Consider the following 12,748-nt stretch of genomic DNA (forward strand, 5'->3'; position numbering starts at 1 on the left):
AATAATTATAATTTATTCTTAATATTTGATATAATTTATCTAATAAAAATAATAATTTTTAGGAGGGAATATGTCTAATATTGCAGAGATTGAAGGAATTGGTCCACAGTATGCATCCAAACTTGCCGCAATAGGCATCAAAACAACAGAAAAACTGCTGAAAGAGGGAGCAACCGCAAAAGGGAGAAAGGCTATTGAAGAAAAATCCGGAATAGCCCACAAGCTTATTCTTGAATGGGTAAATCTTGCAGATCTGTTCAGGATCAAGGGTGTAGGCGAAGAGTATTCAGATCTTCTTGAGGAAGCAGGAGTAGATACTGTTGCTGAGCTTGCCAACAGGAATGCTGAAAATCTTTTTGCAAAAGTGACAGAAGTAAATGAAAAGAAAAAACTTGTGCGAAGACCTCCTACCGCAGACATGATAAAAGACTGGATAAATCAGGCTAAAAAGCTGGACAGGATAGTTGAATACTAAAAATATTTTTAGTTTTTACAAATCCTGCAAGAATTACTTCGCTTGCAGGATTTGTATTTACGCATTTTGACATTAAGCAGACAATTAAATAAAATATTGTCTTATTTTTATATTAGGAGCTTTTTATATCAAATAATTTTGATTTTTATTTCTGCAATGCCGGATTTGAGCTTTAAATTTAAAAAGTCTTTTAAGTGGGTAAATTGATGGATGATATTAAAGAAAAATCAGATTTTATAAGAGAAATAATCAGGCAGTATCTTGACAGTGAAAATACAGACAGAGATGATACCGGGAAAGCCGGAAAATCAAAGAGAATTCACACACGATTTCCTCCTGAGCCTAATGGTTATCTTCATATCGGGCATGCAAAAGCAATATGTCTGAATTTCGGACTTGCCAGTGAATTTGAAGGAAAATGCAATTTAAGATTTGATGATACCAATCCCACAAAAGAAGAACAGGAGTATGTTGATTCCATAAAGGAAGATATCAAATGGCTTGGTCTTGACTGGGAAGACAGAGAGTTTTATGCTTCAGATTATTTTGACAAGCTTTATGAATTTGCCATTATTCTTATAAAAAAAGGAAAAGCATATGTTTGCGATTTAAGCTCAGATGAGATTCGTGAATACAGAGGAACGCTCAAGGAACCGGGCAGGGAAAGCCCTTACAGAAATCGGAGCATTGATGAAAACTTAAGACTTTTCAAAGAGATGCAGGAAGGCAGATATCCGGATGGCGCAAAAGTTCTCAGGGCAAAGATAGATATGACTTCCCCGAATCTTAATATGCGCGATCCCATAATGTATCGCATCCTCCACAGAAGCCATCACCGGACAAAAGATAAGTGGTGCATTTATCCCACTTATGACTGGGCACATGGTCAGTCGGATTCTATTGAAGGTATTACGCATTCAATATGCACTCTTGAATTTGAAGACCACCGCCCCCTTTATGACTGGTTTATTGAGCAGCTTGAAATCCACCACCCGCAGCAGATAGAATTTGCGCGCCTTAATCTTACATATACAGTAATGAGCAAAAGGATGCTCCTGGAGCTTGTTGAGGGAAAACATGTAAGTGGCTGGGATGATCCGAGGATGCCGACAATATCAGGTATGCGAAGAAGAGGATACCCTCCTGAAGCGATAAGGAATTTTTGTTCGCAGATAGGGATTGCAAAAGCAGACAGCACCGTGGATTTTGCGTTTCTTGAATATTTTATAAGAGAGAATTTAAATAAAAATGCCTTAAGGGCTATGGCGGTTCTTAATCCCCTTAAAGTCATAATAGATAATTATCCTGAAGATTTGTCAGATGAACTGACAGCGATAAATAATCCGGAAGATGAAAGTGCAGGTACCAGAAAAATTCATTTTTCCAAAGTTATCTATATAGAAAAAGATGATTTCATGGAGAACCCGCCAGGCAAATTTTACAGGCTTGCCCCCGGAAGGGAAGTACGTCTGAGATATGCCTACTTCATAAAATGTGAACGTGTTGTAAAAAATGATAAGGGAGATATTATTGAAGTGCATTGCACTTACGACCCTCAGACAAAGGGCGGTGATGCTCCTGACGGTCGCAAAGTAAAGGCGACTCTTCACTGGGTAAGCGAGAAACACTCAATACCTGCAGAGGTTCGGCTTTATGATCATTTGTTTGGAGTTGAAAATCCTTACAAGGTGGAAGAAGGAGACAGTTTTAAGGACAATTTAAGTCCGGATTCACTTAAAATCTTAAAAGATTGCAGACTTGAACCATCGCTTCAGAATGTAAAGCCGGGAGATGTGTATCAGTTTGAAAGAATCGGATATTTCTGTGCAGATATCAATTCCACAAAGGAAAAAATCATATTTAACAGAACTGTCACCCTGAAGGATGAATGGGCAAAAATCAAAAAATCCGGTTAGCTTTCAAAATACGAGCCTATATTTTATATATACCTCTTTCCAAGAGCATCTGCCCAGTGCTCAGGAAATCTTTCATAGTAATACCGGCTTTCTCTTTTGGATTTTCTCCAGAATATTGAGCGGATAAGCGATGGCAGGCCCACCAGCGGAAGATAGAGCCATCCGAGCCATAGAGACTGTATGCTGTGGCCATATTCGTGTATAACAGAATGTCTGCTTTTAATGGAATTTGAATCAGGGATAAAAGCTTCTATTTTATTCAGAATTATGATGCCTGAAAGCGAAATCCCTCCGGGGAATCCTTCCACGAAATAAATATCAGCATCCTTATATCTTAATTTCCTGCTTCCGGGTTTCTTAAAAGATATAAAAAGCAAAAAAAACAACCCGAGAACCAACTGAGGCAGTTCCCATAATATAAATAATTTCCTGATCCAGTACTTATTAATCATTTAACCATTCCGGCATATATATGATAGGGATTTTAAATAACTTTTAGTTTTAAATGGCAGTATTATATTATTGTTATCCTGTTTTTGCCAAGCAGTTTGCTCTGCAGGAGTGCTTTATCAGCCAATTTAACCAGCTCATTAAAAGTTCTGCCATTTTTCATGCTTGATATACCAACACTTATTGTGAATCTTTCAAAAGCAGATTTTGCAGGAAGAGGCATTTCCTGAAGATTGTGCTGAATTTTCTGAGCAATGTTTAGCGACTCTTCGCTGCTTGCTTCAATAGGGGATATAATGAATTCATCTCCGCCATACCTGCCCTTAATATCCAGATCTCTTACTGATTTGTTTATCACTTTTGCAACAAATTTAAGAGCTTCATTTCCAACGGGATGTCCCTTAATGTCATTTATCTTTTTAAAATCATCTATATCAAACATTATTATCGAGAACTCTTTTTTAAATCTTTTGGATATCTCAAAATATTTCTGCAGATCTTTGAAAACACCACTATGATTTAAAAGTCCGGTAAGACTATCGTGTGAAGCCATATTCATTAATTTTTCATTTGCAATTCTAAGATTGCCTGCAAGCAAAGCCAGTGGTTCTATAAGACTTGTTTTTATGAGCAACATGTAAAAGAAAACATACGAACCTATTTTTACCAAATGGCCTGCTGCATTATATACTCCATAATCATCCCGATATAAAGTAAATAAAAATTCGCTTACGATAAAAAATCCAATAGAAATTGCTATATAGTAAAAACTTTTTTTCCCAAGTTTTTCCCTGTTAACCGAATAGAATACAAGAGCGAGTAAAAGGATAAATATTATTATGTATTCCATTATCTTTTTAAATAATGTAAGGCCCTGACCATCCACAAAAGTAGTTGGGAAAATCTTTAAAAACATTATAAAAACAACTGAAAGTATAAAATAAACGGAAGAAATCAGGGAAATTAATATCCTGCACCTTTTTGTTACAATCATGTTAACAATAAATGCTCCTGCAAGGAGACCTGCTGCCTGCACAAATCTTGCACTAATCCAGAGCTGAGAAGCAATATTAGTGCCACTGACAGGCAGAATATTCATACCTTTAAATGCAATTGTATGCAGCAAATCCAGAATAGCGCTTGTAAAAAATGTTGTCCCTATTAAAAGAATAAAGACATTGGAAGTAATATTGATGGTATTTATGGCAATGGCAAATACGAAAATTCCTATAGATATTGATATGAATTCAACAATTATATGGTAGAGCAGAAAGTTATATTGTGATAAAAAATAAAATACCACTGAAAGCAGTAATGCGATTATTGAATACACGGGAATTGCTATTTTTTTATTTTTCATTCTCTATGATAAAAGTATTTCTTTTTTGCTGTTAAAAAATAATATCAATTATTTTCTTAAATATAATTAATGCATGGTAAATATAGTAAAAATAAAAATGACTCAAAATCTTAATACATATTTAAAAAAAGCTATTTTACAAAAAGATATGGATTAAATCAATAAAAAATATTATTTAATAATATTTACTGATATCTTTTATTTATGGGTTTTGGATAATTATTTTTTTATTGATTTGCTTTCTGCCTGTCTGATGATTGCCTGATTGTCTTATTTTTTAATGTCTGACTATTTTTTTAGGGGTCCGACTACGGTTTATTTGTTATTGTTAAATGTCTTTATCTGCTCGGCTTTTTCATAAAGATAGACCCATCTCTGCATTTTCAGGGAGAGCTCCTGTTGAAGTTTTGTATGTTTTTCGGTCAGTTCCTTTATCTTTATGTGATCTGACCAGTTGTTTTCCATTTCTGAAGTTATCTCCCTGAGCCTGTTCTCAAGTTTTTCAATCTCCTCATCAATTACTGCAATCTCTCTTGTTTCTTTGTAGGTGAATTTGGGTTTTGGAGAAATTCCGGATTTCCGGCTGCCGGTGTTTTTCTGCAAGGACTTTTCTGACTGCTTTGTTTGTGATGATGATTGTTCTGTTTTCCCGGAGTGCTCCGAAAAGTCCAGCTTTACGTGCTGCGATTTTTCCATGCATCCGGTCTGTGCTGCTTCTTTTGGTTTATCTTTATTACCGCTTTTTGAAAATTGTTTTTCCGTCTTCTGATTTACTGTCTTCTGCCTGCCGGATGCCAGGCTTTTATCATATGCCTCAACACTTGTAAAAAACTCGATTTTACCGTCTCCTTTTACGGCAATAAGTCTGTCTGTTGTTTTTTCAAGAAAATATCTGTCATGTGAGGAAATAAGTACTGCTCCCCTGAAATAGCTTAAGTATTCTTCCAGGACTTCAAGAGTCTGGATGTCAAGATCGTTTGTAGGCTCATCAAGAAGAAGAACATTAGGTTTTTCCATGAGTACTTTTGCAAGAAGAAGCCTTCTTTTTTCTCCACCTGAAAGATTTTTTATATGGGTGTATCTCTGCACATCATCAAACAGAAACTGCTCAAGCATGCGGGCAGCCGAAATAGTCCTGCCATCTTCTGTCTGTACATATTCTGCAGTTTCCTTTATATAATCTATAGCTCTTAATGCAGGATCAAGATCTGTATTTTCCTGGCGGTAATATGCTATCCTGACCGTTTCACCAAAACCAATGGTCCCGCTGTCTGGAGAAAGTATCTGTGCTATAAGATTGAGCAGTGTTGTTTTACCGGCACCATTGGGACCGACAATTCCTATCCTGTCATCCGGACTTATTATCATGCTGAGGTTTTTTATCACTGCCTGTCCGTCAAAATATTTTGAAATATTATTTATTTCTATTGCTTTCCTGCCAAGACGGGTATATGCTACCGGAATTTCAATCTGCTCTTTTGATATTGTAATCTCTGAGTTCTTAATCTCTTCAAAACGCTGTATTCGCGCTTTCTGCTTTGTAGTCCTTGCTTTTGCCCCTCGCCGTATCCATGCAAGCTCATTTATATAAAGCCTTCTTCTTTTCTCCTCAGATGCTGCAAGGAATTCTTCACGCTGAGTCTTCTTCTCAAGAAAATATTCAAAATTGCCGTCGTATGAATATAGCTTTCCTTTGTCTATCTCTATAATGCGGTTGACGATACGGTTAAGAAAGTATCGGTCATGCGTGACAAGCAGGAGAGCGCCTTTTCGCTGTGATAAAAATTCTTCAAGCCAGCTTATAGTTTCAAGATCAATATGGTTTGTAGGCTCGTCAAGTATTAAAAGGTCAGCAGGTTGTATGAGCGCTTCTGCAAGGGTCACCCGTTTTCTCTGGCCTCCTGACAATTCTGAGATAATCCTGTTAGCATCTGTTATTCCCAGCCTGTCAAGAATAGTCTTTGCCTGAGCTTCCATATTCCATGCATCAAGGGAATCCATTTTTGATGTAAGCTCCATAAGTCTTGCCTGTATTTTTTCATCATCCGGGTTCCTGTTAAACCGATCAGATGCGTCTTCATATTCTCTTATAGTTCTTATTACAGGATTATCGCCCTGCAGTATATTATCTATTACGGATATATTTTCATCAAAGGAAGGTGTCTGGGAAAGAAACTGTATGCGCAGATTATTTCCCCTGGTTATCTTTCCTGAATCCGGAAGAATCTGTCCGCTTATAAGTTTTAAAAAAGTTGTCTTTCCTATACCGTTGACTCCTACCAGACCTATGCGATCTGAATCGTCGATACCCATTGAAAGATTCTCAAAAAGATTCTTCTCCGAAAATCCCTTAGAAACATTTTCCAGAGTTACAATATTCAAAATTTCTCTCCTCTTCAGCCCTCTCTTTCTCTTATTTCAACCTGTGACCTGAAAACAACCTTTTCACTCTTCTCATTAATTCCTTCTATATAAATAAGATTAGAGTCAAGGGCAGACATATCTTTATAAAGAACCAGTGTTTCTCCAGGCAATGCCTCATTTATATAATTGATTTCTATGCTTTTTGTCTCATATTTTTTGTGGTCTTCAACATTAAAACAATCCATGCCATAGTCTACATACCGGGAATTATTAAGATGTCCGTTAAAATCTATATCACTATACCCAATGACTTTCCTGTAAACAACCTCAAGCTTTTGCCCGAATGCCTTTAATTTACCCAGTCTGCAATCAATAGCTCTCTTGATGCCGGGAGTATTGGGGCTGTACCCAATAAGCTCAGTCTTAACAATTTTCCTTTGTGAGATATCTATAACCACCCAGTTTGATACTGCTGCAGCTATTATATTTCCTGCTGAATCCCTTGCCAGAAAATCTCTCTCAAAATCAAGCTTTCTCTGTTCCTGCTGCCATGTTTCTATTAAAATCTCTTCTCCAAAAAATGGATTTCTGAAAATTTCCACTTTTATTCTTGTCAGTATCCATGCAAAATTAAAATTATTTTTAAAATCCTCAATACCGAAACCGCGGTTTTCCACATCCATTTCAGCTGTTTCCTGAAAATAATTGAACAAAACGCTTAATTTTAAGGTTTTCATAAAATCAACGTCGCTTACCTCTATACGGTACTTCTTCTTATATGGTAGCACTATATCCATCTTTTAAACCCCTGCTTTTTTATGATTAAAATACTGATAAACTATTTTATACCAAAATATATTTTTTAAAATGTTTTATTGGTTTGTCTGTAAATATCTCACAATTTCCCATATATAACCCAATTCAATAAAGTTCAGCATCCTTATAATTTTTAAATAAGATACAAATATTATTGAAACCCGTTTTCAGTAATATCAACAAATATTGAAATTCCGGCTGCTATTAAGCATTATTAAAAGACGGAACCAGATCATGCGTCCTCAATTGTAAAAAAATTTTTACAATTGCTTTAAAATAATGTAAAATATATCGAACATTATGATTTACTATACAATTATTTGTAAGCTTTAATAGCTGGAATTGAAAATAGAAAAAGATTTAAACAGGCGAATTGGAAAGAATATAAAGTGGGCGCTAAAAGGGTCTGCCTTAAGCCAGAGTAAGGCAGCCGAAATGCTTGGCATATCAAGGCAGACCCTAAGCAACTACATGAGTGGCTCAACGCCCATTGATATAGATAAGCTCCTGAAGATAGCAGAGATTACAGGAAAAACAGCAAGCCGGTTTTACATGAATTTGGACTACGGGTATGTCCTATCAAATGATCCGGATCAGCTGATATCCGGCTTAAGAGATTTAACATCCATAATAAAAGCAAAAGAAGCCTTATTTGAAAGCTATGTATTTCGCTCAGACATCCCTATCCCGTCTGCCCTGAAAAACAAATTTGAGCAGAAAATAAGGCAGTATGCCGAAATAGAAAGAATAAATGAAATATCTTCCTATCAGTTCAAAATAGATTCTGCTCTGAACAAATTCGACAAGCCCCAGATAGAACTTATAGCCCAGAAAATAAGGGGATTATTTGAAATAGGCCCTGCAACATCCATATCAAATCCTGTCTATGAGCTTGAAAGAAATAATGTGAAAATAATTCAGTTTCCTGAAGACAATCAGGATATCTCAGGATTTTCTGCCCATAATGATGAGCTCGGGTACTGCATATATCTTAATTCCAAATGTACCATTGAGCGCCGATTCTTTACTGCTGCACATGAACTTGCCCACCTTATATTCCATAAAAAAGACTACATGCGCCAGGATAAAGCCGGGGTAGAACCTGACTCAGATACCGGCCCGGACCATAAAGCAGAAAACTTCACCGGCTCTGACACTGCTTCCTCCTCTCATGCCGATTCCGGACTAAATATAATCTATAAAGATAAAATAAAAGAAGACATAGCCGATGAATTTGCAGGCCTTTTTCTTGTTCCTTCCAATTCCCTTGCCTCATTCTGCAAAAACAATTTTATAGAAAACTTCATATTTGAAAATGTAATAATACTTAAAAAATATTTTAATGTTTCAGCAAAATGCATGATAAAAAGGCTCCTTAAAGAAGGCTGTATTTCAAAGCTTCAATACGCAGAACTAAATGAAGAAACTGATAAAAGAATAGACCCATATCATGAATATGAGCCAATCGAGAAAAGCCGGATTGTTGAAAATCACAGATTCAGAAACCTTGTCCACAGGGCTCTTGCAAATAAAAAAATAACAGAAAGCGAGGCAGCAGCTTATCTTAAAAATCCATGATGCAGGAAATCAGGCTATCAATTATCAATCACATTATCGTCAAAGGAATGGCTAAAATATAAATCTTAAAATAACCGGAATCATAATAATAAAGAATTAAAAAACAATAAAAATTAGAAGAATTGATACAATAGGAGGCAGCTTAAAATGCCAGGAAACGATACCAAAATAACCTGTCCCAACTGTAGCCACGAATTTGAGTTATCCGAGGCAATAGTCAGCCAGCTAAAAGAAGAGCTGGAGAAAAAATACAAGTTTAATATCCAGGAAGAAAAGAAAAAAATAAGGGATAGCCTGGAAAAAGAACTTGCCCGGTCATATTCCGACTCCATGACTGAACTCCGTGAACAGATTCAGGAAAAAGAAGAAAAGCTTTCCGAATTTACTGAAAACGAAAAAGCTCTCCGCAAGAGAGTCCGAGAGATAGAAAAAAAAGGAAAGGAAATGGAACTTGAGATTGAAAGGCAGGTTGATGCTGCCCGTGAAAAGATAGCTGAAGAGCAGAAGACAAAGACTCTTGAAAAGGACAAGAAAATCGATGACCTTATGAAGCAGATAGACGAGCTTAAGCGAAAAGCTGAGCAGGGCTCAATGCAGCTTCAGGGAGAAGTAATGGAGCTTGACCTGCAGTCCCAGCTTCAGATTCGCTTCCCTTATGATGAAATAGTTGAAGTTCCCAAAGGTGTGGAAGGGGCCGACATCATACAGACCGTAAATAATTTTTCCACATGCTGCGGCACAATAATCTGGGAAGTCAAGAATACAAAGAACTGGTCAGATAAATGGATAGACAAGTTAAAAGAAGACCAGCGCGAAAAGAAAGCCGAGATAGCCATAATAGTGTCCAGGGCTCTTCCGTCCACAATAAAGACCTGCGGAAACATAAATGGAATATGGGTATGCAATTACCCCATATCGATAGAAATAGCCGAAATACTTAGAAGCAATCTTATAAATGTTTCCAATGCCCTTGTATCCCAAGAAGGCAAAGATGAAAAAATGGAGGCAGTCTATAATTATCTCTCTAGTCCTGCCTTCAAATACAAAGTTGAGGCTATAATTGAGGCTTTCAGCAGCATGAAATTTGATCTGGACAAAGAGAAAGTTGCTGTCCAGAAACTATGGGATAAAAGAGAGACCCAGCTAAAAAGGGTGCTTAAAAATACTGCCGGAATGTATGGGGATCTGGAAGGAATTATAGGAAATACCCTGCCAAAGATTGAAGCACTGGAACTTGAAGGGGAGATAGCAGATGGGGAGAAAGAAGAATAAGTAAAAGCAAAAATAAAGTGGAGATTACCATGGAAGAATTAAAAACTTGCTGAGCTTATTAAAGAAAAATACAATTGAAAAAGAAATTTCTCACACAACAGGCCTGCCCTTATAGAGCATATAGGTGAATGCATAGTTTCAAATATTTTTAATATACTTTCCGTTGTATTTCTTGTCGGCTATCATACCGTATATGTTTTTGTCGGCATCCATAAGATTGGAAATTACATTGTTTTCAGAGCGGGGGGATGTAGCCAAGCCTGTTGCTGTTTATTGCCGTTTAGATCCATGATTGCGATTGCTTTGCTGTTCATGAGGATTTTCAGGCTCACGCTGGAATATCGGAAAGTCCTTTTTTGATGGTTTTTTTATTGCAAAAATTATAGTATAGTCAGAAAAACAAAGTCCGAAGAGTATGTATGAGAAATGTATCCGGAAGAAAGTTCTTAAATATAGTATATCCGGAAGAATTATTAAGAAGAGCAAAACCGGAATATTTTTTATCAGATTAAAAATTCAGTAATAATATACTAAAGTTAGTCGAGGTGACGAACAAGAAGACAATGATAAGCAGTTTCAGATGGCCGGTAAATTTTTTGATAACTATAGGGGCGGTTGTTCTGGCAATGCTTGTCATTCTTTTTATCTGCGCATTTTTTATCAGGGCTTCCGGCAACAGGGAAGTTTTAAGATATTTTGACAGCGGTTTTCTTGAAAAGGCTGCGGATTATAACAAGACTGTTCTTCTGGCTTCGGTTCTGGACAGGTTTCTTACCTGGTCTTTTATGGGAATTCTTCTATTTCTGTTCTGGAAATATTCTTGCATAAGTACAAGAATCAATATCGGACTTGCCGCCCTTGCTTTTTTTATTTTTACTTTTGCTCTTTTTCTGTTTCTTCTTCCTCTCCAGTACTATCAGGAATTTGTTATAAGCCACAGGTACGGTTTTTCAAATCAGACTCTTTCGGCTTGGTTTGGCGAGGCGCTGAAAGAGGCTGTGCTTTATATGATAATAAGCACGGGAGGACTGACTGCCGTTTATACACTGATGATATATGTCCCGAAATACTGGTGGCTTGTTGCCATTGCGGTTTTTATTGTTTTTATAGTATTTGCAAATTTTATATTTCCGATTCTTATTGACCCTTTATTTTATAAGTTTGAGCCGCTGGCAGATAAGGAGCTGGAGAAGGCAATATTAAGTGTTGCGGACAAGGCAGATGTAAAAATAGGCAGTATTCTGGTAGCGGATGCAAGCCGCAAGACAAATAAGGTAAATGCTTATTTTACCGGAATAGGGAAGAGCAAGAGGATTGTTATTTATGATAATCTGCTTGAAAAGTATTCAAAAAATGAAGTGGTTTCGGTTATTGCGCATGAGGTGGGGCACTGGAAATACATGCATGTCGTAAAGAGTATAATTATGGGAATAGCAGGGATGATTATTATATTTTTTACCATGTTCATGATGAAAGGCGGTATGAATATGGAGGTAAGCGTGAGACTGGTGCTGATTCTTTTTGTAGCCTTCAGTCTGATTGCTTATATTTTAAATCCGGTCAGCAATCTTTTATCCAGGCGTTTTGAGGTGCAGGCGGACAGAGCAGCAGCAGACCTTACGGGTGATACCCGGACTCAGGTAGAAATGCTACAGAAACTTGCACGGTCCAATCTTTCATATGTCAGTCCTTCAGGAGTGCTCAAGTTTCTTATTTACACCCATCCTCCTATTATGGAGAGGATAAAGGGAACGTATAATTTAGCCCCCCGTAAGAAATAGCTTGATAGATCTGATAATGTACAGTCACATATCTTTAATTGAAAACTGCCAATTAGTATTTAAATATTTTCTGATGAATTATTTCTGAAGTTAAAGAAAATCAGTAATATAATTATTATTCAGCCGAAAGGATTTAAGAGATTTAAAAGATTTCTACAGCCGGTTCTGATCTTTATAATATTTTTTAAACAGTGGAGAACGGAGTAAGAAAGTGCAAAAAGTTACAGGAAAACAGGAAAATTCAAAAATGTGTTTTGTCTGTGGATTAAAAAACAGATATGGTCTTAAGGCACAATTCTATGAAACTGAAAATAATGAGATTGTTGCAATTTTTAAGGGTGAGGAGGAGCATCAGGGTTATCCGGGAAGGCTGCATGGAGGAATAGCAGCTTCTATACTGGATGAAACAATCGGCAGAGCAATCAATATAAATAGTGAGAATGAGCTATGGGGTGTTACTCTTGAACTTAAAGTGAAGTACAGAAAACCAATTCCTTTGGGTGAAGAACTGAAAGTTTTTGGAAGGCTGAGTCGTGTGGACAAGAGGCTTTTTAAAGGTACAGGGGAAATAGTAAATCCTGATGGGGAGATTGCGGCTACTGCAGAAGGACTATATATGAAACTGCCAATTGACAGGATTGCTGATTTTGACAGGGAGGAAAATGACTGGAAAGTCGTTGTTTCGGAATCGGATCCAACCGAAGTCTGATACAGGAGAAGCTAAGATAAATAAGGG

At 36.8% G+C, this 12,748-nt stretch carries 10 protein-coding genes; 6 read left to right on the forward strand and 4 right to left on the reverse strand.

The window, feature by feature from the left end:
* Positions 1 to 70 precede the first annotated feature (70 nt).
* Both GXZ93_07220 and GXZ93_07225 read left to right on the forward strand, forming a co-directional pair.
* Positions 71 to 475 (forward strand): DUF4332 domain-containing protein, encoded by a 405-nt coding sequence (locus GXZ93_07220; protein HHT79563.1) that lies wholly within the window; start codon positions 71 to 73, stop codon positions 473 to 475.
* A 206-nt stretch (positions 476 to 681) separates the two neighbouring features.
* Positions 682 to 2,391 (forward strand): glutamine--tRNA ligase/YqeY domain fusion protein, encoded by a 1,710-nt coding sequence (locus GXZ93_07225; protein HHT79564.1) that lies wholly within the window; start codon positions 682 to 684, stop codon positions 2,389 to 2,391.
* A 23-nt stretch (positions 2,392 to 2,414) separates the two neighbouring features.
* Here GXZ93_07225 and GXZ93_07230 read toward each other — a convergent pair whose 3' ends face one another.
* From GXZ93_07230 to GXZ93_07245, 4 genes are all read right to left on the reverse strand, one after another.
* Positions 2,415 to 2,843, reverse strand: coding sequence for a hypothetical protein (locus GXZ93_07230; protein HHT79565.1), 429 nt, complete (start codon positions 2,841 to 2,843; stop codon positions 2,415 to 2,417).
* A 62-nt stretch (positions 2,844 to 2,905) separates the two neighbouring features.
* On the reverse strand, positions 2,906 to 4,201 hold the full coding sequence (locus GXZ93_07235; protein ID HHT79566.1) for a diguanylate cyclase: 1,296 nt from the start codon (positions 4,199 to 4,201) through the stop codon (positions 2,906 to 2,908).
* A gap of 315 nt (positions 4,202 to 4,516) precedes the next feature.
* Positions 4,517 to 6,583: an ABC-F family ATP-binding cassette domain-containing protein gene (locus GXZ93_07240; GenBank protein HHT79567.1), complete on the reverse strand. Its 2,067-nt coding sequence runs from the start codon at positions 6,581 to 6,583 to the stop codon at positions 4,517 to 4,519.
* A 14-nt stretch (positions 6,584 to 6,597) separates the two neighbouring features.
* Entirely contained in the window at positions 6,598 to 7,362 is a 765-nt protein-coding gene (locus GXZ93_07245; GenBank protein HHT79568.1) for an acyl-ACP thioesterase, read from the reverse strand.
* A gap of 361 nt (positions 7,363 to 7,723) precedes the next feature.
* Between GXZ93_07245 and GXZ93_07250 the strand changes: the two genes are divergently transcribed.
* The 4 genes from GXZ93_07250 to GXZ93_07265 all read left to right on the forward strand — a co-directional run bounded on the left by GXZ93_07250 (position 7,724) and on the right by GXZ93_07265 (position 12,721).
* A complete protein-coding gene (locus GXZ93_07250; protein ID HHT79569.1) occupies positions 7,724 to 8,959 on the forward strand; it encodes a helix-turn-helix domain-containing protein in 1,236 nt (411 codons plus the stop codon).
* A 147-nt stretch (positions 8,960 to 9,106) separates the two neighbouring features.
* Entirely contained in the window at positions 9,107 to 10,231 is a 1,125-nt protein-coding gene (locus GXZ93_07255) for a DUF2130 domain-containing protein (GenBank protein ID HHT79570.1), read from the forward strand.
* Between the two features lie 563 nt (positions 10,232 to 10,794).
* Positions 10,795 to 12,012, forward strand: a complete 1,218-nt coding sequence (locus GXZ93_07260; protein ID HHT79571.1) for a M48 family metallopeptidase — start codon at positions 10,795 to 10,797, stop codon at positions 12,010 to 12,012.
* 247 nt (positions 12,013 to 12,259) lie between these two features.
* Positions 12,260 to 12,721, forward strand: coding sequence for a PaaI family thioesterase (locus GXZ93_07265; protein ID HHT79572.1), 462 nt, complete (start codon positions 12,260 to 12,262; stop codon positions 12,719 to 12,721).
* Positions 12,722 to 12,748 lie beyond the last annotated feature (27 nt).

It is taken from the genome of Actinomycetota bacterium (assembly GCA_012837825.1).
In the GTDB taxonomy this organism is placed as follows: Bacteria; Actinomycetota; Humimicrobiia; order Humimicrobiales; family Humimicrobiaceae; genus Humimicrobium.